The sequence below is a fragment of the Streptococcus sp. Marseille-P7376 genome (genome assembly GCF_902460385.1).
GTDB classification, from domain to species: domain Bacteria; phylum Bacillota; class Bacilli; order Lactobacillales; family Streptococcaceae; genus Streptococcus; species Streptococcus sinensis.
In genome coordinates, this window is the sequence record NZ_CABPTS010000008.1 from 1 (window position 1) to 26,301 (window position 26,301).

Genomic DNA, 26,301 nt, shown 5'->3' on the forward strand with positions numbered 1-26,301 from the left:
ACAGATTTTCGATCAACGTAAGATTGATGTGGAACCTGTCTTTGGGCAGATAAAGGCTTATTTGGGTTACAAGAGATGTAACCTAAGAGGCAAGCGTCAGGTGAAAATTGACATGGGTTTAGTGCTCATGGCCAATAATCTCCTTAAATACAATAAGAGAACGGTTCGAATTTAAAAAGCTAGAGTTCCATAATTGGGAATCTCTAGCTTTTTTGTGACTGAGAACTATTTTGTCTCAGACTCTTTAGTTATTCAAGTTTTTAGAAAGATTCCTTACTTTTCTAAATCAAGTCATCTAGCCCACTTTCACTGATAATGACTATTTCTGTCCTATAATGAAAATCCTTTATTGGCTAGATAACATTAAAATCTTTCTAGCTATACATCATTAGCAAAAGAATTCCTGTTGCATTGCCAAGAATATGAGAAAGTGTAGAAATCAAACAATTCCCAGACTTTTTATAAATCATTGCATAAATAATACTATCAACAAAAATCATGAAAATATCGTAGCTTACAAGTCCAACGCTTCCACTAGAAATATGGGCTATCGCAAACAATAAAGACGACACAATAGCACAAAGCCAAAATGGAAAAATTGTCATTGACTTACCAAGAAAGAAACCTCGCCATGCGATTTCTTCTCCTAAGGCTGCAATTATTACTTGAACCATGAGCAGTGGTATTTTATCAAAAGATAACATAGAATCTGTTCTTCCAACAATATGACTGGTGAACGCACCCTTAAATACCAAATCACCAATAATTAACGTTACTACAGCGGTTCCTATCGGGAGTAAAACCAAAAGAATTACCCCTTGTTTTTTCAAATCATTGAAAAATGATTTAAAATGTAATCCCGACTCTATATTTGATTTTTTCTCCAAATATTCAAGAACAAAGAAAAAGAGAGTACCAATCAGTACGGTGAGACCTGATACAGAAAGTTCAGGTATTATCTTTGTCAAAGACAACACTGCCATTAGAAACAAACCAATGATTGTAGTATATACAAACTTTTTATCTATTTTAGCAAAATTAGGCATAAATATTTCTCCTTAACGTTAGTAGGGCGACATGGTTATTCTTTTGTCTTGAATTGTCAAATTAAGTGCACAATTCAAGACTTAAAAAACTTTCGCCAAAAGGTCTCCTAGGCTTTCACGAGCAGAGCTACACACTCAGCGGTTCGAAATTACCGTATCATCTGTAAAAAAGCAGTCTTTCCGAAATAAAGGAAAGTCCTTAGTTTTGATATTGTTCCATTCGTAAACAGAACCTACAATGTCTCCAACAATTGCTCCGAGCATCCGTTTCCTCCTTATGGCATATCAGATTCGTTACACATTTCTAATGAATCACTCTTTAAAAATGGCACTACCAAATCAATCCACTCATAAGGCAGGTAAGCTGATAAATAGCCGTGGTTATAGCCCTTTGCTTCATACAAAATTGTATTTGAATGTAGCTGATGAAATAATTTCGCTGATTCTTTCACACAGTTCAATTCTTTTTCACCATAGATATACAGAACCTGAGCCTTGCTAGCAGAAATCATATCTTTCAGCTTGTAACATCCCATATAGTTTTTGTAAATGGTCACCAATGTTTTGACAGGGATCCTTGGCAAATCCTCCAAATAATAAGCTTTTATTTCCTCTGGAAAAGCCAGTTTAGGATAGAGTTTGTTCATCATGCTTAACTGAAGTTTGCAAGAGAATTTATTGAACATCAGTTTACCAAATAGAGACACTAGAAAGATGCTGATTTTAGCTAACCTTGATTGAGGAATACAGAGGCTTCCATCTATGATGGCCTTCTCAGCAATTTCACTGTCTAAAGACAAAAGCTCCATGGCAATTTGACCACCAAGTGAAACACCACCGATTGCAAACAATTTCCCACCACAGTTTGCTTTGATATAGTCTAGAATCTCCAAAGCAGAATCTTCAGTAGAAACATAATCAAGTTGATATTCCTCGCCGTGGCCATTCAAAGTTGGTAGAATAATACGGTATTCTTTTGACAAGATTCGTGCTTGACGAAGATAATTCCACCAAGAACTGCCACCACCATGTATCAGTAAAATAGGAGGCAAATTCTTATCACCAAATTCATGGAATTTCATGTTTAAACTCCTTACTGTAGGACTTTCAATAGCTACACCCATGTTTAATCAGCTCGTACAAGCAGTGATACTGCCTCAACATGATGCGTTTGAGGAAATAAGTCAACTGGCTGGACTTTCTTCAGCTCATATCCCAGCTCTTGATAGAGTTTGATATCACGCGCCATGGTGGCAGGATTGCAGGAAATATAGACAATCCGCTGGGGTTCCATGCTGACACTGGAAGTGATAAAGCTTTCTGTCAAGCCCTTGCGTGGCGGATCGACTAGGATGACATCCGCCTTGATTCCCTGATTCAGCCAAGTTTGGATGGCTTTTTCTGCAGGAGCGCACACATAGCTGGCATTGGTGATGCCATTAAGTTCTGCGTTTCGCTGACTATTTTCCACGGCCTCAGGAATAACCTCGACTCCATAGACCTGCTGAACTCGGTCAGCCAGCGACAGACCAATGGTGCCGATACCCGAGTAGGCATCGAGCACAATATCCTCTTTTTTAAAATCAGCAAAGTCAAAGGCCGTCTGATACAGCTTCTCTGCCATCTCAGTATTGACTTGGTAAAAAGCTGGTGCAGCAATCTGGAACTGCTTGCCCAGCATGCTATCAGTGATAAAGTCTTGGCCGTAGAGTGTCCGAAACTCCCGACCGAAAATAGCATTGCCCTGCTGGTCGTTGATATTTTGCATGATGGACTTGATAGCTGGGAAAGCCTCTGTCAAACGCTCAATCAACTGCTCCACTCGGAAAATCTTTGGCCGACTGGTCACCAAAATCACCATGATTTCACCTGAATAATGACCGCGGCGGACAACCAAATTGCGAATTAAGCCAGTGCCTTCCTTCTCATCATAAGGTTTGAGGTCAAAGCGGCGCAGCAAGTCGCGCACAAAAACGATCACTTGGTCAATAACTGGATCCTGAATATAAAAGTCCTCAATCGGCAGAAGGTCATGAGAATTTTTACGGAAAAAGCCGGTTTCCAGCTGACCATTGACACGACGGACTGGCACCTGGGCTTTATTACGGTAGGCTAGTGGCTGATCCATGCCCAGTGTCTCCATCACTTCTACGTCCGAAATGCCAGCTATTTTATAAAGGCAGTCCTGCACCTGCTTGCCTTTAAAAGCTAGCTGGGCTGGGTAGGCCAAGTGCCCCAAATCAGCAATTCCAGTCCGCAGATAGGCTAAATTAACATGCTCATTGCGCTGGTCAGACTTTTTCACAAATTCCTCAACTCGGCCGAAGCCGATTTTTTTATTGACCTTGAGGACACGCATGCGAACCACTTCACTCGGCAGGGCATTTTCAATGAAAAAGACTCGGCCGTCTGCCTTGGCTACACCTGCTCCCTCATGACTCAGGTCCACAATTTCCACTTCAATTATATCGTTCTTTTTTAACATTTCTTTACTTTCTAATCAATCCTGCGCTCAACTGCACTTATACTAAAGCAGGGAATCACAGGATTTTCTACTGTTTATTTCTTTCTTCCTGCCTGAAATGACGTTCAAATTTCTGCTCTGCTATTTTCCAAAAAGAAAAGGAAGAGACAAAATCTGCCACTTCCTATTATATCATAAGAGCCTTATCTTAAGCCCATTTGGCGCAGTCTTTCTTTGTAAGCTTCAAAGTCAATCAAGAGCCCTTGACCGCCATACATGTCATAGGTATCGACCCAGTCTCCATTTTCTGGAATGGTCAAGCGCTCAACTCCATTGCGAGAGCTAAGTAAAAGAGAAAAACTGTTGAACACAAGAAAACTACTAGGAACATTAGTGGAAGTCAAGGCAAAGACCTTACCTAAAGCTTCTGCCCCAGTAAAGAGTTTGGTTGGATCTTTAACCTGTTGGAAAATAGCTGTTAGGACCTCCTGCTGGCGACGGGTCCGACCAAAGTCTCCCTCATCATCCTTGCGGAAACGAGCATAATTAAGTAGGGTCCGACCATCCATCTGCTGCTTGCCGACTTTAATAATCTGGTTTGGCACAACTCCGTCCTTCATGTTGAGATCATCTGGGACCTCAACCTCCGTCACTGGCTCGCCATTGATTGTCGAAAATTTTGCATCCATGCTGACACCGTTTGGAAAAAGAGTGTCGATTGCTGTGGCAAAGGTTTGAAAGTCAACTAAGGCATAATACTTGATATCAATATCAAAGTGATCTTTCAACACCTGACGGACAAGATCGGCTCCCTGATGATTTCCTTGTTCCCCAAATGTATAGGCCACATTTAATTTTTGATCATAATAATCTTCTTGCGAAGGATCCGCATAAATGTTGCTGACACCATCAACATGAATCAAGGTATCACGCATAAAGCTGACTAGTTTAATCTTGTGGTCTTTGTTGCCCACATTCAGAACCATGATCGAGTCAGTCCGTGTCTCCGTTGACTGCTCCCCCACTCTGCCGTCCGTTCCGAGAATGAGGATATTCACCCCATCTGAACTATCTTGTCCATCGAAATGTTCCACATCTGTCACGTTCGAGTTTCCAGCATTAGCCGTCGTATAGCCCTTGATAAACATAGCAATCATCCCGCCTAAGACCAGCAACAAGAAAATTCCGAACCAAAGAAGAATACGTTTGATCCTAATCTTTCTGCGTTTCTTAGGCGCTGGCTGAGGCTGATTAACTGCTGCCGCTGAACTGATCTGTCTGGATTTTTTCTGTCTCCTGCTGCACGAAGGGCGTTCAGGATATTTTGGCAAAAGCCCAGACGAATCTGTCTGCACATTGTCTATTGGGTCAGACGAAGAAATATCCTCTTCTGAATCCGCATAGTCGGCCACAGGCCGGCTATTACTCTCGTGAACATTTCCTTTCGCTTTCTGTCGAAGGTAAGCAAGTTCTCTTTTTTCTTTGTCGTTTAAATAATAATAGTTTTTATAAAGATAGTCTAAACGGAGCTGCTCATGATGGCTAAGATTTTCTGCTCTCCTCATCTTTTCTCCAATCTATTTATCATGAATAAGAAAAACGGTGTAACTGCCAAAAACTTTAAAAGTAATCCCTAAATTTGCAAGTTCTTGGTAGGCAAATTCAACCAATTTTTTCTTTTCGTTATTGATGTCAATAATGAAAAAATATTCACCCAAAGCCGTTTTAAGAGGACGGCTTTCAATCTTAGTCAAGTCAATTCCGCGCCAAGCAAAGGTAGAAAGCGCCTTGTACAAAGCACCAGGCAAATTATCTGGCAGGGTTAAGGCCAGCGTTTGCTTGTCACCTTGTTTGGGCAAATCAAGCTCAGGCACTCTATGTCCCAAAATCCAGAAACGAGTGTAGTTTTCTTCCATTTCCTGAATATCACGCGCAACTACTTTCAAATGGTATTCACTTGCAGACGCCTGAGGCGCAATGGCAGCATAATTCAAATCTGGATGCTCCGCTACAAAACGTGCTGCATTGGCCGTACTGGCAGTAATCTCAAATTGCGCATTCGGATAGTGCTGAGAAATATATTTTTGTCCCTGTGCGATGGCCTGCGGGTGGGAAAAAACTTTTTCAATCGGCTTGTCCAGGCTAGTTGCAAGCAACTGCTGCTTAATCGGCTGGACAATTTCTGCAACAGCTTGAATATCTGCTTGGTGAAAAAGATAATCCAGCGTTTCATGGACACTTCCTTCAATAGAATTTTCAACTGGCACTATCGAATAATCAACTTGCCCACTTTCGTAAGCCTTCATCACTTCAGTGATATTTTTCAAAGGGACTAGGTTTCCCTTGGGAAAGGCTTTTTGAGCCACATGGTGAGAAAAAGAACCCTTAGGTCCTAAATATCCTATAAACATCGAATCTGCTCCGCTATTTCTTCTGGTGTCTTGCCCGCTACATCAATGATATGGGTGGCAATACTTTCGTACAGAGGTAAACGTCCTTCAAAAATTTCCTTGAATTGCTCGCGGCTATTATTCAAGAACAGAGGTCTTTGCATGCCCCCATCGTTTTTAATCCGCTCGTACAGAGTATCAAAATCGACTCGCAGGTAGATATTATAAGGATTCTTCTTCAGCAATTCCCGATTGCGGGGATTGACAACAATCCCTCCTCCGGTCGATATCACATCTACCTCATCACCCAGCAAACGCTCTAGCACGCTTGTTTCAATCTGACGAAAGGCAGCCTCTCCCTCGCAGGCAAAGAAGTCGGCAATAGGCATCCCGATTTCTTCTACAATCAATTCGTCTAGGTCATGAAAATTCGGATCCAAAAGACGACCAATCGTTGTCTTGCCTGCCCCCATAAAACCTAGTAATATTTTAGCCATGTATTAATTTCTCCAAATCAGTGAAAAAGCTTGGGTAACTTGTGTTGATTGCCTCGGCTCGCTCCAGTTTCACTTGTCCTTCCTTGACGAGAAGGGCAGCAATCGCTGCCATCATTCCAATGCGATGATCTCCGAAAGTATTGACAGAAGCACCGTGAAGCGGTGTCTTCCCTTCAATAATCATTCCATCCGCTGTCGGTTGAATGCTTGCTCCCATACTGTTCAAAGCGTCTGCGACCACTTGGATGCGGTCGGTTTCTTTCACCTTCAGCTCCTCTGCATCTCGGATAATGGTGCGGCCCTTGGCCTGCGTTGCTAGCAAGGCAATAATCGGCAGCTCATCAATCAAACGCGGAATCAGTTCTCCTCCGATTTCAGTAGCAGTCAAATCAGAAGTTTCGACAGTAATCGTCGCGGACTTCGCCCTATCATCAATCTGGGATAGCTGAATCTTGCCGCCCATGGCCTTGATGACATCCAAAATTCCTGTTCGGGTTTCATTGATTCCCACATTCTCAAGAGTCACTTTCGACTGCGGGACAATCAGGCCAGCAACCAGCCAGAAAGCTGCACTGGAAATATCGCCTGGCACTGTCACTTGTTGGGCTTTCAAAACTTGACCGCCATGAACACGGATTTCCTTGCCCTCTACAGAAATTTGACCGCCAAACTGGGCAATCATGTCCTCAGTGTGGTTGCGCGTGATTTCCTTTTCAATGATGACCGACTCGCCCTTCGCCTGTAAAGCAGCAAAAATCAGGGCAGACTTTACTTGGGCCGATGCTACCGGCAACTGATAAGCAATTGGTTTCAAATCCTTAGTGCCATGAATAATGAGAGGTGGCAAATCACGTTCAGATTGGCCAGAAATTTCTACGCCCATCTGACGAAGCGGAATCGTTACCCGATCCATAGGACGTTTAGACAAACTATCGTCGCCAAACATCTCAGCTTGAAAGTCCTGACCAGCTAAAACTCCTGAAATCAGACGAATGGAAGTCCCAGAGTTCCCCATATCCAATTTATTTTTCGGGGCTTTCAGGCCATCAAAACCAACACCATGAATCTTGACAATCGAACCATCATCTTCAATTTCAACGCCTAAATCACGAAAAACCTGCATCGTAGAGAGAACATCCTCTCCTCGCAGAATATCACGAACAGTCGTGATGCCTTCCGCTATACTTCCAAAAATAATGGAGCGGTGGCTGATAGATTTATCTCCCGGCACCCGAAGAGAACCTTGTAAACTTCCTGCATTGGTCCGCAATTCCATAGCATACCTCCACATTTATTTCCTATTATTCTAACACAAATAAAGAACTAAAACAAATGAAGATTGAATTTCAATATAAAGCCCTAGCCAAACAAAAATCAAGCCCAGCTAGACAACTGGGCTCGCTAAAAGTAAGCGGGATTTTTAAAAACCTCTTTTCAATCTTCTTTAAATTTCTGCACCTATGAGGGCTTTCCTAATGACACTTACCCAACCCCTCCTATAAATCTACCCAAACATAGCGCTTAACCTCTGAATCATTAATCAAAATCTAAGATGAATACTCACCCTCCTGATACTTGACATTGTCCACAAAACCAAACTTCAAGGACTTAATCAAAGTATCCTGAAACAAAGTTACATCCCCTGGCATAGAAAAACTCTTCCTAAAATTGTTGCTAGACTTACTAAAGCTGAAAACACAGGAATTTCCCGTTTCCTCATTTTTTAAAAGCAACAAATCTCTTACCCTAAAATATTTGAAAATTATGTAAAACATCGATTATACCTGCTATCCCACTAACTAAACCAATGTAGTTACCTAATATTTCAATTATATTTGTCTTTTCATCTTCAGAAGAATTATCATTAGACAAATTATAGATAAATTGCTTAATTTTCATGCTATCACCATCCGATAACTGCCCATCAAGCAATAATTGTTCAAGAGGTTGCAATATTTGATTTTTAGTAATCTGAATATTCTGCACTCCTCTATGGTTTTCAAATTTATCTCCACCAATTTTGTCACCATTTATAAAATCTCCAAAAGTGCTTATAGTTTTAGGAACATTTTTGGGAATAAATCTTAATTCTCTTAAATATCTTGTTTCTCTAGTTCCACCGCCAAATATTTTAGGTGTAACTTTCGAAAAATGTAAGACATCATCAATAACCTTGCCATTGGACAATTCCATTCCTACAGGAAACAAACTCTCTAATATTTGTAGTTTATTTTTTTGCCAAATCCAATAATCTATACCATAATAAACATAATTTCGTTCTCTATCTTCACGTAACTTGATCTTTTTTGCTAAAGAATTTGAATTGTAATTTTTTTTATTATCTAATTTAGTGAAACTGTTTAGTATCATTTTCTCTATAGATATGTATATTAAAGCTACCAACACAACTAAAGCAAATAGAGAAAAGAAGACGAAAAACGGATTAGTAGACCACTGTTTTATTAAATCAAACATCGACAAGTACCTTCTCTCATTTCTTACACCAACTTCTTCATCTCATCAATCCGCGCCACAGTTGCATCGTACTTGGCTTGGTAATCGGCTTGTTTGTCGCGTTCTTTTTGGACGACTTCTGGTTTGGCATTGGCTACGAAGCGTTCGTTAGAGAGTTTCTTGCCGACCATATCCAGTTCTTTCTGCCACTTGGCTAGTTCTTTTTCGAGGCGAGCCAGTTCTTCTTCGACATTGAGGAGATCTGCCAGTGGCAAGTAGATTTCTGCTCCTGTGATGACGCTTGACATGGCGAGTTCAGGTGCAGCAAGCTCTGCTGCGATTTCCAGGTGTTCAGGATTAGTGAAACGCTTGATGTAGTTGACATTATCCTTGAAGAAGGTTTCCAGCACGCTGTCTGTCGTCTTAATCAAGATGGTAATCGGCTTGCTTGGCGCCACATTGACCTCAGCTCTGCTATTGCGCACCGAACGGATCAGATCCTTGATGGCTTCCACGCCAGCTGCCGCCTCGGCATTTTCAAATTCTGGACGAACCACTGGATAAGCCGCTGTCACAATGGTGCCTTCTGAGATTTGACCAAAGATTTCCTCGGTCACGAAAGGCATGATTGGGTGAAGCAAGCGCAGGATTTGGTCCAGCGTGTAAAGGAGGACAGAGCGAGTGATGACTTTCTCGTCGTCATTGTCGCTGTAAAGCACCTCCTTCGTCAGCTCCACATACCAGTCGGCAAATTCATCCCAGATGAAGTTGTAGAGGATGTGACCAGCCACACCGAACTCAAACTTGTCAAAGTTCTCAGTGACCTTGCCAATGGTTTCGTTGAGGTTGTGGAGAATCCAGCGGTCGGTGACATTGCCTGCCTGACCAGCTGCTACCTGAGCGACATTCTCACGCGCCGCATCCAGCGTCAAGCCTTCATTGTTCATAAGGATATAGCGGGAAATGTTCCAGATTTTGTTGATGAAGTTCCAAGAAGCATCCATCTTTTCATAGCTGAAGCGGACATCTTGACCAGGGGCAGAGCCGTTTGAAAGGAACCAACGAAGAGCATCAGCACCGTATTTGTCAATAACATCCATTGGGTCAATCCCGTTTCCAAGAGATTTAGACATCTTGCGTCCTTGCTCGTCACGGATAAGACCGTGGATAAGAACGTTTTGGAATGGCTGACGGCCAGTGAATTCCAAGGATTGGAAGATCATCCGAGATACCCAGAAGAAGATGATGTCGTAACCAGTTACCAAGGTTGAAGTTGGGAAGTAACGTTTGAAATCTTCTGAGTCAACATCAGGCCAGCCCATGGTTGAGAATGGCCAGAGGGCAGAACTGAACCAAGTATCCAAGACGTCTTCGTCTTGAGTCCATCCGTCACCTTCTGGCGCTTCTTCGCCCACATAGATTTCACCCTCAGCATTGTACCAAGCAGGGATTTGGTGACCCCACCAGAGCTGACGTGAGATAACCCAGTCGTGAACATTTTCCATCCATTGGAGGAAGGTATCGTTGAAACGAGGCGGGTAAAATTCAACCTTGTCCTCTGTGTCTTGGTTGGCAATAGCATTCTTAGCCAATTGATCCATCTTAACGAACCACTGAGTAGACAGACGCGGCTCAACCATGACACCAGTCCGCTCTGAGTGACCAACACTGTGGACGCGTTTTTCGATTTTAACGAGGGCACCGATTTCTTCCAACTTGGCAACGACTGCCTTACGAGCTTCAAAGCGGTCCATACCCGCAAATTCGAAGGCAAGCTCATTCATAGTTCCGTCGTCGTTCATAACATTAACTTGTGGCAAGTTATGGCGTTGACCAACCAAGAAGTCGTTTGGATCGTGGGCAGGCGTGATTTTTACGACACCCGTACCAAACTCAGGGTCGGCGTGTTCATCCGCCACGATTGGGATCAATTTATTAGCGATTGGAAGGACGACATGTTTGCCAATCAAGTCCTTGTAGCGTGGGTCTTCTGGATTGACTGCAACAGCAACGTCCCCAAACATAGTCTCAGGACGAGTTGTCGCCACTTCAAGGGCGCGTGAGCCATCTTCCAGCATGTAGTTCATGTGGTAGAAGGCACCTTCAACGTCCTTATGAATCACCTCGATATCAGAAAGAGCAGTACGAGCTGCTGGGTCCCAGTTGATGATAAACTCACCACGGTAGATCCAGCCTTTCTTGTAAAGGTCCACAAAGACCTTGCGAACAGCTTTTGACAAACCTTCGTCAAGAGTGAAACGCTCACGAGAGTAGTCTACAGAGAGACCCATCTTGCCCCACTGTTCCTTGATGGTCATCGCATATTCGTCTTTCCATTCCCAGACTTTTTCCAGGAATTTTTCACGACCGAGGTCATAGCGGGAAATGCCTTGCTCCCGCAAGCGCTCCTCAACCTTAGCCTGAGTCGCAATTCCCGCGTGGTCCATCCCTGGCAGCCAAAGAGTATCAAAGCCTTGCATCCGTTTTTGACGAATGATGATATCTTGAAGAGTTGTATCCCAAGCGTGGCCAAGGTGGAGTTTTCCAGTTACGTTTGGCGGTGGAATGACGATGGAGTAAGGCTTGGCCTTTTGATCGCCTGAAGGCTTGAAAACATCCGCATCAAGCCATTTTTGGTAACGACCAGCCTCAACCTCGGCTGGATTATATTTAGGTGAAAGTTCTTTAGACATGTGTTTGCTCCTTTTTCTAGTTTAATTCTTTAATAAATTGTTTTTTTATTTGTCCTGTAATTATAAAATAAAACAGGAGCCCTCATTGATTTTTTTACTTTTTTATCTTAAATACCTCTTTATTTCTCTAATATATGTATCTTCATAAGCATAAGGTAGATATAAATAGAAGATTTCATACGCAAAAATTAATGCAACACTAATAAAGTAAAAAGGCATACCTAAATTAAATTTATAGATTAGGTTCCATGTTATACAAATATACGGAAACGCATAAAGTATAATAAATATCCAGATTTGCTCTTTTGCTTTTTCAGATGGATTTGAAATAAAAGCATTTGTTATATACTGCTGTAATAAAATTAAAATATACGCAACAAGACTTATGAAAAGATTCATTACATAACACAAATTGGTTAAGTCACTTATATAATTAACAGATACTATATAAAGACAATATATAGCTGAAAAAAACAAAAGTAAATTCAGCACTTGATTTATCATCTTAGTAGGTTGGAATCTTACTTCATTTTTCGAACGTTCCCAATCATATTTTAGGAGCAATTCAATATACAAAGACAATCTATCATAATCAATTTCGTGTTTATCTAATATATCCCAAATATGACCATCCTTCATATAATATGGTTTAGAACATTTAATATCCATATTCTTCCCATAAGGATTAATTTGACTTTTCAACTTCGTTATTGCAACTGTTCTCTTTTCATCATCCGTCAAATCTATTAAAATTTGTTTTAATTGTCTGCGCCACTCTGCCCTCTCTGTTGTAACAAAATCCAAACTATTTTTCTTGTTAAATTGAATAAATGTAAATATTGTACCAATAATGGCGCTTATACCAACCGCACTTATAATAGAAATTAACTGTTCTATGCTTAATTTCATTCTTTCTCCTCTCATTCACTCCTCAATACTCTACACCTCAAATCGTCACAACTATTACCTTGGACATCTTTGTGGTATAGAATGCGTTCTTTGAGAACAAAGCCGAGTTTTTCTGCTACTCGTTGAATTTGAAAATTACAATCGAAATAAGATTCCCTCATTCATTCAAAAAGCGATTAATTCGCTTTTTTAAACTTCACGCCATTTTCTTTTAGTTTTTTGACCGTAGCAGGACCAATTCCTTTTAAAGCTAGGACTTCTTTTTCTGTACAATCTTTGAAATCAGCTGATGTACAGATTCCATTATCTACGAAAATTCGAGCATAATCCATTCGAATATCGTTCATTTCTGGTTCTGCCACAAAAGAAAACAAGCCAGTTAGCTCAATAAAGCCTTCTTCTAGTCCATAAGGAAAGGCAAAGTGCTCCTCATCATCCAATTTTTTCGCTTCATTTGCCAAAAACTGCGTCACAATGATATTTCTTTCTAAAAAATCCAAAAGTGGATAGAGACTCGCCATCAGTGACTCATTTGTGTTTGGGTAGTAATATTCTTGCTCCCCTATATCAAACACTTGAAAATACCAGTCTTCTTCAGCAAAGAAGGCAATCGCTTCAGCGTTAATCTCAACTAACTTTGCAAATAATTTTCTCGCTTCCTCTAGTTTTCCTCGCAAGAAAGCAGCAATAACAGCATGTACTAATATAGTATCATCGCATTTCCCTTTATTCCGTCCATCTTGATAGAAGCGCTCGACCTTTATCTCCTGACCAGTCATATGATACAAGGAAAGCATGCAGAAAACAAAGTTGGGCGGAAAACGTTCTGGTCGCTTACTCAAGTACAGATCAACTATTCCCAAGGCTTTATAGTAACAACCTTCCGCCATATAATATTCAATCAGGAACATCAGTGCAGCTAGGATAGGCCGCGCTTCAAAATAATTCCAATTGTTATAGCCGTTGATTTTCCATTTTTCTAAGACCAGAGTTTCAAATTCTAAGACTTTTTCAAAGGACGGCAAATCAAAGTCTTCAACCTCTGATACAAATAGATGAAACTCCGCTGCAAAATAATCTGGATTGAGCTTTAACACTTGTTTCAACAGTTTATTTCTCTTCTGTTTATTTTTAGTATGCATCGCTTCTCTAAATAAAGCATGATCCTGATGCCAATCAAAAGTTCCTGTTTTTAATTGGTAATTAATTTCCTGAATATTCGGATAGTCACCATACTCATCAGCATATTGCATAATTGCTGTGTGTTGCTCATCAAAGTTTTGAATTCTACGCCGCTCAACTAAGATTGGTTTGTGGGCTATTGCTTCTGTCCACGCAGCCTCTTCTTCAGAAATGACTTTGATTGCCAATTTCTGCTGACGTCTTAATTCTTTTTTACGATTTTTCTTTTTAGCCATCTTTTCTCTCCTCCCACTCACTCCTCAGCAAACCATATATCAAACCGTCACAGCGATTGCCTTGGGCATCTTTGCGGTCTCTGATGCGAGCTTCGAGGGTAAAGCCAAGTTTCTCAGCAACTCGTTGACTTTGAAGATTATAGCCAAAGCAAGACAATTCAATCTTGTGAAGACCCATTTCTTTAAAAGCTAGATCAATCAAGGCTCGCGCTGCTTCTGGGACATAGCCTCGTCCCCAATAGTCTGGGTGCAAGGTATAGCCGATTTCCAGCACATCATCTTCATAGCGATGGTTGAAATCAACAGAGCCGATGACTTTATCAGTTCCTTTAACAACAATTCCATAGCCCGCTGGGAGATTTTCCTTTTGATTACGCTCAGGAAGGATATGCTCCAGATAATAGATCTCATCTTCCAAGGTCTTGACGGGCGGAAAGCCTGCTGGATAGGAGACTTCTGGCCGACTGGCATAGTCAAAGATATCCTCAGCATCAGCCACGGTGCGGATTCGTAAAACGAGACGCTCCGTTTCTAATCGTTCTGGTAATTGTGCTTGCTCCATCTTCCTACCTCACTTTCCATAAAAAAGTCCCTGCCATATCCATGACAGGGACGAATCAATATCCGCGGTACCACCCAATTTCGGGCAGATGCCCGCAACTTTGTTTATTTCAATTTTTCATCTCATCAGCAACCAGTTTTGACACATTTGTGGACTTCTCAGCACCGCCACTTTCTGTAAAATGCTTGACTCAAAACACCTCTGATGAACTTATTCTAACACCTTTCCAGCGAAAAATCAATAATTTCTCTCACCCAAAAGTCCGTCTGGCAGGTCATGAAATCCCTTGCCCGCCTGATAGTTGGCAAATTTCCCTAAAAGGAACTGGTAGGCATCGAGACGACTTTCATAGCGAATGGCCGCTTCCTTAGCCCGCTCGTCCTGGTCCGCCTCGTAGACTGCCTGACTCTCCTTGAGCGCCATCTCGTTAATCATGATCTGGGTCTTGACCCAAGCTTCAAACTCCTGTAAAAATTCCTGTTCGTAACTCATGTTTCTCACTTTCTAACTGCAAATACCTAGTCCAAATCTCGGTAAAAATCACTGTCAATATCACGGAAGGACTGAATGTCCTGCACATACTCCAGCACCCCCTGAAATTCACCAGCCTTATCTCGCACCGCCGCATAGGTCACATGGACAAACTTGCCCCTTGATTCCGACTTGAACCACATCTCAAACTTGTCCCGCTCTCCCTTGCGCAGAGCCTTAAAAATCCGCCGCACCTTGTCCAAAAACTTTGGCGGGTGGCAGAGCTCGACATTGCGCCCTATCTGGGACGGCGTCCGCTTAAAAATCATCTCGTCCGCCGGCACACTGTCATTATAATACTGGAAAATATCGTCCTTATTGACAAAGGTAATCTCCATAGGCAGATGGTCCAAAATCAGATTGGCCTCCGTCACCGACAGATAGCCATGACCAAAAGGCTGCTGGGAGTCCCGATTAATGGCTTGCTCCTTCTTTTCCTTAGGCTTAAAGGAAATAGTGACCTGACCATCCGGCGTATCAATGACCTGCTGAAACCTGCCATCACTTGTCTGTTCTCTACTGGCTGGCGCTTCGCTTCCCTCATCAGCAGCATCCCCAGCTTCCTCCTCCGAGAATGAGTGCCGCGCAGGAATCCATTTCTCCGTTGGCTTGATGATGGCATAGCCATAAGCATCACTCTCCTCAGCAATCTTGAGCCAGTCATCCTGAGTAAAGGATTCGAGGAGAATCATGAGAAGGATGGACTCTTCCTTGAAAATCATAGCTTCAAACTCAGCAGCAAAAGTCTCAAACTTGTCCTTGACTTCTTGAATAGAAGCATCTGGTAGCTGCTCTGCAGCAATCTTAGCCTCTTGGAAGAGGTCTCGAATCTGGTCATCTACCCCCCACATGACCTTGGGCGGCGAATCGTGACCGTAGCTCTCCATGATTGGAAACATAAGCTCTTCCTTGCGCTGATAGTGGATATCAAACTGCCCCACCAAACTTAGCTGGCGCTGGAGTCCTTTGCGGATTTCAGGAAGAAGCTCCTCATCTTCTGTGCTTTCATAGGTAGATAAGAGTCTGCGAACCCGCATGAGGGCAGCCCGCAAGGCTAGATTTTCCTGCTTGAAGACCTGTACCGGATGGCCTGGATGGTCGGTATCAGCCACCTCCACATCCTGAATGGCACCTTTAAAGAGGTTGGCATGGACATTGCAGAGAGACATGACATCTTCAAATGTCACTCCCGTATCCGAGTTCATCAGCTCATGCTCCATCAGGCTAATCTCAATAGCGGACACACCAGCAAAATGCTCGTTGAAGAGCTCCTGAACGGATTCTGCAGAAGCTCCGTTATGTAGGTCCAGCAAGATTGACTTGAGGACTTCAATGCGTTCAGTAGCCATGCCTAAATCCCCACCACTTCATAGCCATTTAATTCCAGAGTTTGCTTGATTTTATTCAGGTCAATGCCATTCATGCTGGCTCCTTTTTTGATAGAAACCACGCGCCCGACTGTATTGCGCATGACAGGATTGGCCAGAGGCTTAAAGCCTAATTCTACCAGAACATCCAAAACCTCAGGCTGCTTCTCAATCACTTCTGCCACTGGGATAGACAAATCAATCACATTATCCATATGCCCTACCTCCGTGTATTTTTTATTATTATATCACAAAAAATGCGTCCAATAAAAAATCCTTTCCACACTTGCTCAAATTCGATCTTAGAGAAGATAACAAATTCTAATAGACTATAAGTTATTGTTATGAAGAAACTAATAAACTAGGTTTCACAATCTTTTATCTTTCTTAAAACCACTTTATCAAGATCCTCCAAAACACTGAAATCAAGCTATAATCCTCTAACTCAAAAACCTGCAAAATTCTGCAGGTTTTTCGCTTTTATTTCAAGCTTGTTTTTGTCGTCGTCTCAAATATGCTTCAACAAATATCTCTCTTACTTGTCTTTTTTGACCAATTTCACAACTGCTTCGGTCCGAGCGGTATGCGGAAACATATCAACCGACTGGATGTAGTGAACATCGTAGACCTGACTGAGCTTGACCAAATCGCGCGCCAAGGTTGAAACATTGCAGGAAACGTAGACCATCTTTTCAGGTGCATAGCGAACAATCGTCTCTAACAGCTTATCGTCCAGACCTGTTCGCGGCGGATCGACAATCAAGGCATTCGCCCGATAACCTTCAGCATACCAGCGAGGAATAATCTCCTCTGCCGTTCCAGCCTCGTAGAGTGTATTGTCAAAACCCATTCGTTTCGCATTACGCTTAGCGTCTTCAATGGCCTCAGGAATGATGTCCATGCCCCGCAGAGATTTGACCTTTTTAGCAAAGGCAAAGCCGATGGTCCCTACCCCACAATAGGCATCAATCAAATGGTCCTCAGCCGTCACATCCAATGCCTTGACCGCCTCTCCATAAAGAACCTCTGTCTGCTCAGGGTTGAGCTGATAGAAAGCCCGAGGCGACAGGGAAAAGTCGTAGTCCAGCACTCCTTCTTGGATGGCCTCCTTGCCCCAGATAATCTCTGTCTTATCCCCATAAATCTCACTGGACTTGCTCGTATGATAATTGACCGCCACAGTCTCCAGCTCTGGAAACTCAGCCACTAGGTCTCGAACGACTGGAGAAAAGTCCAGCTTACGCCCCGTCACAAAAATCATCTGCACCTGACCCGTTTTTCTGGCCCTGCGAATCATGACCGTGCGCACTCCAGAGGTCTTCCTCTCATCATAGATGGGCAGCCTATACTTGCCTAAAAGCCGAGCCACCTTATTGACAATAGCCTGCGTTACCTTGTCCTGAACCAAACAATTTTTCAGCGAGACCAGATAGTGGGAATTCTGGGCATAGAGCCCTGCCTTGACCTCATCCTTGAACTTGCGAGTCTGAAACTGTAGCTTGGCCCGATAATAAAGTGGCTCCTGCATGCCAATAGTAGGACGAATCTCATAGTTTTCATAGCCAACTGGCGCAAACTTTTTCAGAGCCTGACGCAGCAAATCTTCTTTAAACTCCAACTGCTTGTCATAGTGGAGGTGCATGATTTGACAGCCTCCGCAGCTTTCATAAATCTCACAAGGCGCTTCCACCCGAAATTTTGATCGTTTGTTGATTGTAAGGAGCTTGGCCTCGATAAAATTGCGCTGCACCTTAGTCACCTGACAGTAAACTTCTTCACCCTTCAAAGCCCCCGGCACAAAGACCAGTGTTTTCTTATAAAATCCAATTCCTTCCCCATTGATTCCCATTTTCTTGATTTTGAGAGGGATTCTTTGCTTCACTTTTACATTCATGCCTCTATTATACCATGCTGCCTCGCATTAGTTGAGAATATGTTACAATAAAGATGAGAAAATAGTCTAAATCATAAAAATCTCTCGACAACTACGAATAGACACAGAGAGACGATGGAATGACTTTACTCTAAAACATCGTCCAATTGAAAGGACTAGCATGAAAATCACAAAAATCGAAAAGAAAAAACGACTCTACCTCTTGGAGCTGGACGACAGTAAAAAGCTCTATATTACAGAAGACACTATCGTCCACTTCATGCTGTCTAAGGGGTTGGAAATCACGGAGCAGGAGCTAAAAGAAATTCAAGTTTACGCCCAATTTTCCTACGGAAAAAATCTAGCCCTCTACCATCTCTCCTTCAAGCAAAGAACTGCCAAGGAAGTCAAGGACTACCTGACCCAGCACGATATTCAACTAGACATCATCAGCCAAGTCTTGGACGCTTTGAAAAAAGAAAATTGGATCAACGACAGAAAATATGCTAATTCTTTTATCCAATCCAACCTTCTCACTGGAGACAAGGGCGCTTTTGTTCTCAAGCAAAAACTCAGTCAAAAAGGGATTTCTAGCACTATTATCGAAGAAGAGCTAAGACAATTTGATTTCGCTGAAGTAGCCGAGCGAGTTGCTGAGAAACTTTTAAAGAAATACCAGGGAAAACTTCCCAGCAAGGCGCTACAAGATAAAATCCTCCAAGCCTTGATAAACAAAGGATTTTCCTATGAACAAGCCAAAGAGGCCTTCCACCATCTAGACATCGAAGAAGACCAGGAAAACCAACAAGAACTGCTCTATACAGAGCTAGACAAGCAATACCGCAAGTACTCCAAAAAGTACGAAGGCTACGACTTAAAACAGCGTCTGACCCAAGCTCTAGCCCGCAAAGGGTATGATTTTTCGGACATTGCCAGCGCTCTAAGAGAATATCTTTAAGATTTTCTATGAAAACTTAGGCATTTTTATGAAAATATGTTACAATAAAGAGGATAAACTTATAAATTGTAGAAAGTTGGTAGGTTATGAAACTTCCCAAAGAAGGCGACTTTATTACAATTCAAAGTTATAAGCATGATGGGAATCTTCACCGCACCTGGCGAGATACCATGGTACTAAAGACAACAGAAAACGCCATTATTGGCGTGAATGACCACACACTGGTAACAGAAAGTGATGGCCGACGTTGGGTAACACGAGAGCCTGCCATTGTCTATTTTCATAAGAAATATTGGTTTAATATCATTGCCATGATTCGTGACAATGGCACTTCATACTACTGCAACCTCGCCAGCCCCTACTATCTGGACAATGAAGCCCTAAAATACATCGACTATGATTTAGATGTCAAGGTCTTTGCCGATGGTGAAAAACGCCTGTTGGATGTAGAAGAATATGAACGGCACAAAAAACAGATGCACTATTCTGATGATTTGGATTTCATTCTCAAGGAAAACGTCAAAATTCTGGTTGACTGGATCAATAAAGAACGTGGCCCCTTCTCCGATGCTTATGTGAAAATTTGGTACAAACGTTATGTTGAACTAAAGAATCGATAAAGTTGTCAAAGAGCGCAAGCTCTTTTTCTTTCTCTCTTTCCTCCTAATCTCCTACCCAGCAAAGGAGAAATTCCTTGCAATTCCCACTTATTTCTTGTATGATAGAACCAACAATGTTGCTGTGTCAATACTAAATGACTGATATTTGGTCTACAGCAGCTCAGTTTTCAGAAAGGAGTGAGTCTCATGGCTTTTACCAATACTCGTGGTCGCTATGCCAGCTTTGGCGTTATCACTAGCTTGCCAGATGATGTGATTGACACTTTCTGGTACATCATCGACAACTTCCTTAAAGATGTCTTTCCCCTGAATAACCTGATTCGCTTCGAATTGATTAATAACAAGGGCAAGCTGACCTTCCGCTTCTCCGAGGATCATCTCGACACACTCATCTCCTTTGACTTCGCCTATACATTTGACCCCTTCTATCCTCGAATGATCTACGTTGTGGACAATGACGGTAGAGAAACAGTCATGCTAGCTGATGAATACTCCATGTTTTAAGAAAACAAAATCCAGTTGAGACACCGTCACTAAGAGCGGTTCCTTCAACTGGATTTTTTATTTGTTGTAAATCATTTTGATGTGGGGCGTTGATTCAAAGATAAAAGGCTCTCCCTGAGTTACAAAACCGAATTTTTCATAAAGGCCTACGACCTGCTTCTGGGCTTCAATCTCAATGATTTTTTCAGGCCACTTTTCAGCACAAAGATTCAGAATTTCCTCTACTAAGCGACTGCCTAATCCTTTCCCCCGAGCTGACGGAGCTGTCACAAGGCGGCCGAAAACGACTTTCGCCTTTTCCTCAAAGACACGCGCATAGGCATCGACCTCTTCTTCCTCATTCACATGGAAAATGTGCACAGCTGTTAGATCTTTCTCATCCAATTCATGATAGATTCGCTCTTGCTCGACGACAAAAGTATCGATCCGCAGTTTTAAAATCTTGTAAAACTCTAGTGTATCCAACTCTGGCAAATATTTTTTATACCACATACTTGTTTCCATCCTTGCTTTATTATATAATGATCGTAAATGCAACTATAATAGGAGTTCTTATGAATTATCGTCAGTTATTTCGCCAAATGGGAGCCATCTCCCGTCAAGCTATGATGAAAATGAATCAGGAAGCCAGCCAATACGGGCTAGATAATAATCTCTTTCTAATTCTTACTCGCATTGTCGAACATCCTGCCATCCATCAATCCCAGCTAGCAGAGCTGGTTCAGATTGACAAGACTACGCTGAGCCGCTCTTTACGAAAACTGGAGGAAAGAGGCTTGATTGTCAAAAAAACCAAGGCTCAAAATAAGAAATTCAAGGAGCTCTATCCAACGACTTCTGCTCTAAAAGTATACGACAAGCTGATTGGCTTTGAGGATAGGTATATTCAGACGAAGCTGCATCAATTAACTTCCTCTGAGCTTTTTCAGCTCCAAAATATTCTAGATAAAATAGACACACCTAAGTTATAAGCAGTATAACAGAAAATAGTTGCACTTGCAACTATTTGTTTTTTCTAATTTAGTTTTAATTTAACAAATTAACAAATTTTCAAATCAATCTATCTAAAAAATGGCTTACCACTAAAGGGCAAAGCCATTTTATATTTTCAAAACTTACTTGGCCTCAAAGCCTTGAGCTACTGCTTCTGCGAAGTTTTCTTCGACAATTTGAGCACAGTGATCACAGACAAGTGCATTGTAGCTGCGTTCTTGAACAGTCGAATCAATGCGGCGGCAACGTTCACAGACTTGCCCCTGCGCATGCTCTACTGTGAAAGCCACATCTTCAAAGGTTACAGCACCTTCAGGAGCAGTTTCTTCAGCAATGGTCAACTGAGAAACGATGAGAAGTTGAGCTACGTCGCTATTAACTGCTGCCAGCAAGGTCTTAATGACTTCATTTGGATAGACGGTCAGGTGTGCTTCCAATGACTTCCCGATAACCTTTTCATTGCGGGCTTCTTCCAAGGCTTTCTGAGCCTGGCTGCGGAAGTCCATAAAGGCAGACCAAGTGTCCAAGATTTCTTCTTGATTTGGGAAAGTCAGAGCTTCTGGCAATTCTGACAATTGGACAAAGTCTTCTACTTCAAATTCAAGATATGACCAGATTTCTTCTGCTGTGTGTGGCAGAATTGGCGTCAACAACTTAGTAATCTTAACCAAAATGTCATAGAAAACGGTCTGCATCTGACGACGCTCCAATGATTTAGCAGCTTCGATATAGACTACATCTTTCGCAAAGTCCAGATAGAAAGCGGACAAATCAACGGTCACAAAGTTGACAATCGCTTTATAAATTGTCAGAAACTCAAAGTCTGCATAAGCCTTGCGAATAGTGCTCACCAACTGATTGAAGCGGATCGTCATGTACTTATCAACGGAGCGAAGTTCTTCGTAAGCTACGGCATCCTCAGCTGGATTGAAGTCAGCTGTATTGGCAATCAAGAAACGAAGTGTGTTCCGAATCTTACGGTAGGTTTCAGAAACTTGGCTCAAGATATCCATGGAGATACGAACGTCGTTGCTGGAGTCTACACTAGTTACCCAGAGACGCAAGATTTCCGCACCAAATTGTTTTTCTACATCACTTGGAGCAATGGTATTTCCAAGAGATTTAGACATCTTTTCACCCTTGCCGTCCAAAGCAAAACCTTGTGACAAGATTTGTTTGTAAGGGGCCACACCATGGTTGGCAACTGATGTGATGAGTGAAGAGTTAAACCAACCACGGTATTGGTCTGAACCTTCTAGATAAAGATCTGCTGGGTAAGTCAACTCTGGACGGTTAACCACCACCCCATTCCATGATGAACCCGAGTCAAACCAAACATCCATGATGTCTGTCTCTTTTTTGAATTCACCATTTGGAGAACCCGGATGGGTAAATCCTGCTGGCAAGAGGTCTTTAGCATCTCTCTCCCACCAAACGATAGAGCCATGCTCTTCAAAGAGCTGAGCCACGTGTTCGATGGTTTCGGCCGTCATGATTGGTGTTCCGTCTTCAGCATAGAAGATTGGAAGTGGAACTCCCCAAGCCCGCTGACGAGAGATAACCCAATCGCCACGGTCGCGAATCATGTTGTAGAGGCGTACTTTACCCCATTCAGAATGGAATTTAACTTTTTCAATTTCGTCCAAAATTTCTTGACGGAATTTGGAAACAGATGCAAACCACTGTGGCACTGCCCGCCAGATGATTGGCTTCTTGGTACGCCAGTCAAATGGGTAGGAGTGAGAAATTTCTTCCTGAGCAAGGAGCAGGTCACCAAGCTTTTCAATAACAGTTGGCACAACCTTGTCATAGAATTGGCCTTCAAAGTCAGAGCCAGCATTTGCCATCATGATACCGCGCTCGTTAACCGTCACAGCGACTTCAAGACCGTTGGCAACACCGACATTGTAGTCGTCCTCACCAAAACCAGGGGCTGTATGGACAATACCTGTACCAGAGTCTGTCGTAACATGGTCACCCAAAATCACCAATTCATCAACTGCTGTATCCCAAGGGTGTTCCGTCACGATGTGGTTCAATTCTTCCCCACGGTAAGTCGCCAAAACTTGAACATCGTCCCAGCCAAATTTCTCAGACAAACTACTCAATAATTCAGATGCTACAATAAACTTGCGACTTTCACCCGCTGGTTGAGCTAAAACGTAATCGATATCCGCACCGACTGTTAAACCACGAGAGGCTGTAATGGTAAATGGAGTAGTTGTCCATACGACGATGTAAGTTTCTGTGTCCAGCACTCCCTTACCATCTTTGACGCGGTTAGCATAGTAGAGAGAGGTTGAAACCAAGTCATGGTATTCAATTTCCGCTTCAGCCAAAGCTGACTCAGAAGACCAAGACCAGTAAACCGGCTTAGCACCACGGTAAATGTAGCCTTTCTTAGCCATTTCACCAAAGACGCGAATCTGAGCTGCTTCATAGTCAGGGGTCAAAGTCACATAAGGATTATCCCAGTCACCAGAAACACCCAGACGCTTGAAGTCTTCTTTTTGCTTTTCGACTTGGCTGAGGGCATAGTCCCGACACATATTGAGGTACTCTACCAAGTCCAGTTCTTTACGCTTTACACCTTGCTTGGCCAATACCTGCTCAATCGGCAGTCCATGCGTATCCCATCCTGGAATGTAAGGCGCATAGTAGCCAGCCATAGACTTTGAGCGGACAATGATATCCTTGGAAATTTTATTCATGGCATGGCCAACGTGAATATTTCCGTTCGCATAGGGTGGTCCATCATGCAGGACAAAATGCGGTTTGCCTGCATTTAATTCTTGACGGCGCTGATAAAGCTTAGCCTCATCCCATTCTTTTTGCCAGATTGGTTCTTTATTTGGCAGGCCAGCCCGCATTGGAAAAGCAGTTTTTCCAAGATTCAGTGTTTCTTTGAGTTTCATCGATTCTCCTCATAAATATCATTTTTCAAAATAAAAAACCACAAACTTCTCCTAAAGGACGAAAATTCGCGGTACCACCTTTGTTTAGACAGGAAAAAGCCTGTCCCTCTTAGCCCGTAACGTAGGCAGACGTCATATCTTACTCAGTTCAGATATAATTAGGCAGAATGATAAATCAAACAAAAGGGATTACAGGACTCTCACCATCACCTGCTCGCTGAAAATATTTTGTCTGATTTGTGTTTCTACAATTATAGGATATTAATTGGAATTCTTTGACTGCCTTCAGAATCATCTTCTTCATCTGATTCAGTTCTAAAAAGTTCCTCTTGATGCGCTTTTACTATCTCTTCATCTAGGGGAGCAAAAGATTGAGTTGCAGCCAATTCTCTATTGGCATGTTCAATCCGCTCTTGCAATTCAGCTAATTCTTCCGGAGAGAATTGGCGAGTGACGTCCACTTCTTCCGGAGTAACAACCGTTTCTCCCAGAGCTTCTTCAATAACTTCTTTAAACGCTTCATCGCTGGTCTGAAGATAGGTTGCAGTCGGACGCAAAATTTCTTCCCACTCTGGCGAATCCACAATCGTCAGCTGACTCTCAATCGTCGACTTGAGACGCTGATGGAAAACACGTGTCTTATTTTTTAATTCTTCTGTTTCAACCGCTACTTTTTTAGCATTATCAGTAGCTTGACGAAGAATCTCGTTGGCCTTATATTTAGCGCCATCCAATAGATGCTGTGCATCCTGCTCTGCTTGACGAATAATATTAGCTGAGCGCTCATTCGCCGCCTGTTTAACACGCTCGGCTGTATCTTGAGCAATCAATACAGATTGGCTGAGAGAATCCTTCATCTCGTCAAAATAGATTAAGCGTTCTTCAAGATTACGAATCTTTGCTTCCTTTTCATGATTTTCACGAACCAAATCTTCATAATCCCTTACAACAATATCAAGAAACTCATCAACTTCTTCGACATTGTAGCCTCTGAATTTCGTCGCAAAAGATTTGTCTTTAATTTCTAATGATGTTAATGTCATATCTTCTCCTCATTTACTAGATAATAATTCAACAGTTAATTTATGCTTCCCATTTTTTGAAAAACCGTTCTCGCTTAAAACTTTTGCTCTTCCAAATCTTCTAACGCTAATCAAATCGTCTAGCTCAATCTGCTGATCCGGCTTGTCGCTTACAGCATAGTTTAGCTTCACATGCTTTGCTGAGATGAGTTGAACTGCCTGACTTCTTGACAATTTAAAGATACTTGCCACTAATTTATCTAAACGCAAACTAGAAACCAGTATATCTTTTGTAACTGTCACTTTCTGTTCAATCAGTTGCTCTTCTAGCTCAACCTCTTGTAGCTTCACTGGCGATTTAGAAATCTTCAAAACATTATCAATAAAATATTGAGCTAATTTTTTATCAACAAAAATCTGAGCTCTATCTTCGATAACGAGAATATCTCCAAAAGTCTTTCTTTCAATCCCTAATTGATTAAGAAGCGTTCCCATTATCTGAGAATGGTTAATTTTATAAAATTTGCTTGCATAAACTATCTCCAGCAAGCTAATCTCAAAATCTTCAGGATTGAATTCATAGTAAGGAGGGGCAATAAGAACCTTTGCCAACTCGCTTGGAAAAAAATCTGAGCTGACAAATGCTTGCAAATCATATTGCTTTCCGATATTCCTCATAATTGCAACTTGATGAGGATTTAAGAAGGAAGTCGTTTCAAAGTGATAATAGTCTTGAACCCTCTGGAATATTTCTAAACTTCTATCAATAAAATCTTGATCTTCTTGAGCAAAATGCTGATGAATATTTCTTACCATAGTAGTGATAGATATCCAACCAGCCATAAAACTAGAACGTTCAAAAATTTTAGAACAAAGAAAGCTACCATAACCGTGAAATCTATTCTTCCAAATTGTAAAGGTAAACCTCGAAATAGACGGAGAAATGGCTCCACTACACTAATGACCAACTTCCCTAAAGCTGTTTCATATCCTCCAGGAAACCATGATAAAACTGCATAAATGAGCATCACCAAGGAATAAACGTTGATGGCATTAGAGATTATCCTAATAATAAAATAAGTCAT

At 42.0% G+C, this 26,301-nt stretch carries 27 protein-coding genes and 1 pseudogene; 5 read left to right on the forward strand and 23 right to left on the reverse strand.

Annotation, left to right across the window (positions count from 1 at the left end; genetic code table 11):
- Positions 1–175: transposase (locus tag FZ952_RS05500; RefSeq protein ID WP_148880909.1), on the forward strand; the 175-nt coding region annotated here is incomplete at its 5' end.
- 199 nt (positions 176–374) lie between these two features.
- On the opposite strand, the gene FZ952_RS05505 is transcribed toward FZ952_RS05500, so the two are convergent.
- The 18 genes and pseudogenes from FZ952_RS05505 to rlmD (FZ952_RS05585) all read right to left on the reverse strand — a co-directional run bounded on the left by FZ952_RS05505 (position 375) and on the right by rlmD (FZ952_RS05585) (position 18,225).
- Entirely contained in the window at positions 375–1,046 is a 672-nt protein-coding gene (locus FZ952_RS05505) for a CPBP family intramembrane glutamic endopeptidase (protein WP_148880910.1), read from the reverse strand.
- Positions 1,047–1,181: 135 nt separating this feature from the next.
- Positions 1,182–1,310 (reverse strand): ADP-ribosylglycohydrolase, encoded by a 129-nt coding sequence (locus FZ952_RS05510; protein ID WP_148880911.1) that lies wholly within the window; start codon positions 1,308–1,310, stop codon positions 1,182–1,184.
- Between the two features lie 11 nt (positions 1,311–1,321).
- The gene (locus FZ952_RS05515; RefSeq protein ID WP_148880912.1) at positions 1,322–2,128 is read right to left on the reverse strand and encodes an alpha/beta hydrolase; all 807 of its coding nucleotides are present in this window, start codon (positions 2,126–2,128) and stop codon (positions 1,322–1,324) included.
- A 44-nt stretch (positions 2,129–2,172) separates the two neighbouring features.
- Positions 2,173–3,531 (reverse strand): 23S rRNA (uracil(1939)-C(5))-methyltransferase RlmD, encoded by a 1,359-nt coding sequence (gene rlmD / locus FZ952_RS05520; protein WP_148880913.1) that lies wholly within the window; start codon positions 3,529–3,531, stop codon positions 2,173–2,175.
- A 182-nt stretch (positions 3,532–3,713) separates the two neighbouring features.
- Positions 3,714–5,075 (reverse strand): LCP family protein, encoded by a 1,362-nt coding sequence (locus FZ952_RS05525; protein ID WP_148880914.1) that lies wholly within the window; start codon positions 5,073–5,075, stop codon positions 3,714–3,716.
- Between the two features lie 12 nt (positions 5,076–5,087).
- A complete protein-coding gene (gene pheA / locus FZ952_RS05530) occupies positions 5,088–5,921 on the reverse strand; it encodes a prephenate dehydratase (RefSeq protein WP_148880915.1) in 834 nt (277 codons plus the stop codon).
- Complete coding sequence (locus FZ952_RS05535) at positions 5,912–6,397, reverse strand: shikimate kinase (RefSeq protein ID WP_148880916.1); 486 nt, start codon at positions 6,395–6,397, stop codon at positions 5,912–5,914. Before FZ952_RS05535 ends, pheA begins: the two co-directional genes overlap by 10 nt.
- Positions 6,390–7,673: a 3-phosphoshikimate 1-carboxyvinyltransferase gene (gene aroA / locus FZ952_RS05540; protein WP_148880917.1), complete on the reverse strand. Its 1,284-nt coding sequence runs from the start codon at positions 7,671–7,673 to the stop codon at positions 6,390–6,392. The genes FZ952_RS05535 and aroA overlap by 8 nt, the downstream gene beginning before the upstream one ends.
- 470 nt (positions 7,674–8,143) lie before the next feature.
- Positions 8,144–8,872 carry a hypothetical protein gene (locus FZ952_RS05545; RefSeq protein ID WP_062199056.1) on the reverse strand — a complete coding sequence of 243 codons (729 nt, stop codon included), beginning with the start codon at positions 8,870–8,872 and terminating at the stop codon, positions 8,144–8,146.
- 23 nt (positions 8,873–8,895) lie between these two features.
- Positions 8,896–11,544 carry a valine--tRNA ligase gene (locus FZ952_RS05550; RefSeq protein ID WP_148880918.1) on the reverse strand — a complete coding sequence of 883 codons (2,649 nt, stop codon included), beginning with the start codon at positions 11,542–11,544 and terminating at the stop codon, positions 8,896–8,898.
- A gap of 102 nt (positions 11,545–11,646) precedes the next feature.
- Positions 11,647–12,453 carry a hypothetical protein gene (locus FZ952_RS05555; protein WP_148880919.1) on the reverse strand — a complete coding sequence of 269 codons (807 nt, stop codon included), beginning with the start codon at positions 12,451–12,453 and terminating at the stop codon, positions 11,647–11,649.
- Positions 12,454–12,464: 11 nt separating this feature from the next.
- Positions 12,465–12,605 (reverse strand): annotated as a pseudogene (locus FZ952_RS11780) (GNAT family N-acetyltransferase); the annotation flags it as partial.
- A 24-nt stretch (positions 12,606–12,629) separates the two neighbouring features.
- Entirely contained in the window at positions 12,630–13,871 is a 1,242-nt protein-coding gene (locus tag FZ952_RS05560) for a helix-hairpin-helix domain-containing protein (RefSeq protein ID WP_148880920.1), read from the reverse strand.
- Entirely contained in the window at positions 13,864–14,433 is a 570-nt protein-coding gene (locus FZ952_RS05565; RefSeq protein ID WP_148880921.1) for a GNAT family N-acetyltransferase, read from the reverse strand. The genes FZ952_RS05560 and FZ952_RS05565 overlap by 8 nt, the downstream gene beginning before the upstream one ends.
- 237 nt (positions 14,434–14,670) lie before the next feature.
- The gene (locus tag FZ952_RS05570) at positions 14,671–14,925 is read right to left on the reverse strand and encodes a DUF1912 family protein (protein WP_148880922.1); all 255 of its coding nucleotides are present in this window, start codon (positions 14,923–14,925) and stop codon (positions 14,671–14,673) included.
- Positions 14,926–14,951: 26 nt separating this feature from the next.
- Positions 14,952–16,313, reverse strand: a complete 1,362-nt coding sequence (locus FZ952_RS05575; RefSeq protein WP_148880923.1) for a DUF438 domain-containing protein — start codon at positions 16,311–16,313, stop codon at positions 14,952–14,954.
- Between the two features lie 2 nt (positions 16,314–16,315).
- On the reverse strand, positions 16,316–16,546 hold the full coding sequence (locus FZ952_RS05580) for a DUF1858 domain-containing protein (protein WP_005590851.1): 231 nt from the start codon (positions 16,544–16,546) through the stop codon (positions 16,316–16,318).
- A gap of 320 nt (positions 16,547–16,866) precedes the next feature.
- A complete protein-coding gene (rlmD, locus tag FZ952_RS05585) occupies positions 16,867–18,225 on the reverse strand; it encodes a 23S rRNA (uracil(1939)-C(5))-methyltransferase RlmD (RefSeq protein WP_148880924.1) in 1,359 nt (452 codons plus the stop codon).
- A gap of 160 nt (positions 18,226–18,385) precedes the next feature.
- Between rlmD (FZ952_RS05585) and recX the strand changes: the two genes are divergently transcribed.
- From recX to FZ952_RS05600, 3 genes are all read left to right on the forward strand, one after another.
- Entirely contained in the window at positions 18,386–19,162 is a 777-nt protein-coding gene (gene recX, locus FZ952_RS05590) for a recombination regulator RecX (RefSeq protein WP_148880925.1), read from the forward strand.
- An 86-nt stretch (positions 19,163–19,248) separates the two neighbouring features.
- Positions 19,249–19,782: a DUF402 domain-containing protein gene (locus FZ952_RS05595; protein WP_148880926.1), complete on the forward strand. Its 534-nt coding sequence runs from the start codon at positions 19,249–19,251 to the stop codon at positions 19,780–19,782.
- Positions 19,783–19,968: 186 nt separating this feature from the next.
- Positions 19,969–20,286, forward strand: coding sequence for a DUF960 domain-containing protein (locus FZ952_RS05600; RefSeq protein WP_148880927.1), 318 nt, complete (start codon positions 19,969–19,971; stop codon positions 20,284–20,286).
- A 57-nt stretch (positions 20,287–20,343) separates the two neighbouring features.
- Here the strand turns inward: FZ952_RS05600 and FZ952_RS05605 are convergent, their stop codons facing one another.
- Positions 20,344–20,778, reverse strand: coding sequence for a GNAT family N-acetyltransferase (locus tag FZ952_RS05605; protein ID WP_148880970.1), 435 nt, complete (start codon positions 20,776–20,778; stop codon positions 20,344–20,346).
- A gap of 62 nt (positions 20,779–20,840) precedes the next feature.
- Between FZ952_RS05605 and FZ952_RS05610 the strand changes: the two genes are divergently transcribed.
- On the forward strand, positions 20,841–21,257 hold the full coding sequence (locus FZ952_RS05610) for a MarR family winged helix-turn-helix transcriptional regulator (protein ID WP_148880928.1): 417 nt from the start codon (positions 20,841–20,843) through the stop codon (positions 21,255–21,257).
- Between the two features lie 144 nt (positions 21,258–21,401).
- Here the strand turns inward: FZ952_RS05610 and ileS are convergent, their stop codons facing one another.
- From ileS to FZ952_RS05630, 4 genes are all read right to left on the reverse strand, one after another.
- Entirely contained in the window at positions 21,402–24,194 is a 2,793-nt protein-coding gene (gene ileS, locus FZ952_RS05615; RefSeq protein WP_148880929.1) for an isoleucine--tRNA ligase, read from the reverse strand.
- Between the two features lie 251 nt (positions 24,195–24,445).
- Positions 24,446–25,237 (reverse strand): DivIVA domain-containing protein, encoded by a 792-nt coding sequence (locus tag FZ952_RS05620; protein WP_037615981.1) that lies wholly within the window; start codon positions 25,235–25,237, stop codon positions 24,446–24,448.
- Between the two features lie 9 nt (positions 25,238–25,246).
- Complete coding sequence (locus FZ952_RS05625) at positions 25,247–26,032, reverse strand: RNA-binding protein (protein ID WP_148880930.1); 786 nt, start codon at positions 26,030–26,032, stop codon at positions 25,247–25,249.
- Positions 26,026–26,301, reverse strand: coding sequence for a YggT family protein (locus tag FZ952_RS05630; RefSeq protein ID WP_037615977.1), 276 nt, complete (start codon positions 26,299–26,301; stop codon positions 26,026–26,028). Before FZ952_RS05630 ends, FZ952_RS05625 begins: the two co-directional genes overlap by 7 nt.

What these genes read in the sequence shown, in the direction of transcription:
- FZ952_RS05510 (WP_148880911.1), bottom strand. Translation starts at nt 1,310, where the DNA reads ATGCTCGGAGCAATTGTTGGAGACATTGTAGGTTCTGTTTACGAATGG.
- FZ952_RS05625 (WP_148880930.1), bottom strand. Translation starts at nt 26,032, where the DNA reads ATGGTAAGAAATATTCATCAGCATTTTGCTCAAGAAGATCAAGATTTT.
- ileS (WP_148880929.1), bottom strand. Translation starts at nt 24,194, where the DNA reads ATGAAACTCAAAGAAACACTGAATCTTGGAAAAACTGCTTTTCCAATG.
- recX (WP_148880925.1), top strand. Translation starts at nt 18,386, where the DNA reads ATGAAAATCACAAAAATCGAAAAGAAAAAACGACTCTACCTCTTGGAG.
- FZ952_RS05620 (WP_037615981.1), bottom strand. Translation starts at nt 25,237, where the DNA reads ATGACATTAACATCATTAGAAATTAAAGACAAATCTTTTGCGACGAAA.
- FZ952_RS05535 (WP_148880916.1), bottom strand. Translation starts at nt 6,397, where the DNA reads ATGGCTAAAATATTACTAGGTTTTATGGGGGCAGGCAAGACAACGATT.
- FZ952_RS05570 (WP_148880922.1), bottom strand. Translation starts at nt 14,925, where the DNA reads ATGAGTTACGAACAGGAATTTTTACAGGAGTTTGAAGCTTGGGTCAAG.
- FZ952_RS05550 (WP_148880918.1), bottom strand. Translation starts at nt 11,544, where the DNA reads ATGTCTAAAGAACTTTCACCTAAATATAATCCAGCCGAGGTTGAGGCT.
- FZ952_RS05575 (WP_148880923.1), bottom strand. Translation starts at nt 16,313, where the DNA reads ATGGCTACTGAACGCATTGAAGTCCTCAAGTCAATCTTGCTGGACCTA.
- FZ952_RS05605 (WP_148880970.1), bottom strand. Translation starts at nt 20,778, where the DNA reads ATGTGGTATAAAAAATATTTGCCAGAGTTGGATACACTAGAGTTTTAC.
- FZ952_RS05515 (WP_148880912.1), bottom strand. Translation starts at nt 2,128, where the DNA reads ATGAAATTCCATGAATTTGGTGATAAGAATTTGCCTCCTATTTTACTG.
- aroA (WP_148880917.1), bottom strand. Translation starts at nt 7,673, where the DNA reads ATGGAATTGCGGACCAATGCAGGAAGTTTACAAGGTTCTCTTCGGGTG.
- FZ952_RS05600 (WP_148880927.1), top strand. Translation starts at nt 19,969, where the DNA reads ATGGCTTTTACCAATACTCGTGGTCGCTATGCCAGCTTTGGCGTTATC.
- rlmD (WP_148880913.1), bottom strand. Translation starts at nt 3,531, where the DNA reads ATGTTAAAAAAGAACGATATAATTGAAGTGGAAATTGTGGACCTGAGT.
- FZ952_RS05560 (WP_148880920.1), bottom strand. Translation starts at nt 13,871, where the DNA reads ATGGCTAAAAAGAAAAATCGTAAAAAAGAATTAAGACGTCAGCAGAAA.
- FZ952_RS05565 (WP_148880921.1), bottom strand. Translation starts at nt 14,433, where the DNA reads ATGGAGCAAGCACAATTACCAGAACGATTAGAAACGGAGCGTCTCGTT.
- FZ952_RS05610 (WP_148880928.1), top strand. Translation starts at nt 20,841, where the DNA reads ATGAATTATCGTCAGTTATTTCGCCAAATGGGAGCCATCTCCCGTCAA.
- FZ952_RS05630 (WP_037615977.1), bottom strand. Translation starts at nt 26,301, where the DNA reads ATGACTTATTTTATTATTAGGATAATCTCTAATGCCATCAACGTTTAT.
- FZ952_RS05545 (WP_062199056.1), bottom strand. Translation starts at nt 8,872, where the DNA reads ATGTTTGATTTAATAAAACAGTGGTCTACTAATCCGTTTTTCGTCTTC.
- FZ952_RS05525 (WP_148880914.1), bottom strand. Translation starts at nt 5,075, where the DNA reads ATGAGGAGAGCAGAAAATCTTAGCCATCATGAGCAGCTCCGTTTAGAC.
- FZ952_RS05555 (WP_148880919.1), bottom strand. Translation starts at nt 12,453, where the DNA reads ATGAAATTAAGCATAGAACAGTTAATTTCTATTATAAGTGCGGTTGGT.
- FZ952_RS05580 (WP_005590851.1), bottom strand. Translation starts at nt 16,546, where the DNA reads ATGGATAATGTGATTGATTTGTCTATCCCAGTGGCAGAAGTGATTGAG.
- pheA (WP_148880915.1), bottom strand. Translation starts at nt 5,921, where the DNA reads ATGTTTATAGGATATTTAGGACCTAAGGGTTCTTTTTCTCACCATGTG.
- FZ952_RS05595 (WP_148880926.1), top strand. Translation starts at nt 19,249, where the DNA reads ATGAAACTTCCCAAAGAAGGCGACTTTATTACAATTCAAAGTTATAAG.
- rlmD (WP_148880924.1), bottom strand. Translation starts at nt 18,225, where the DNA reads ATGAATGTAAAAGTGAAGCAAAGAATCCCTCTCAAAATCAAGAAAATG.
- FZ952_RS05505 (WP_148880910.1), bottom strand. Translation starts at nt 1,046, where the DNA reads ATGCCTAATTTTGCTAAAATAGATAAAAAGTTTGTATATACTACAATC.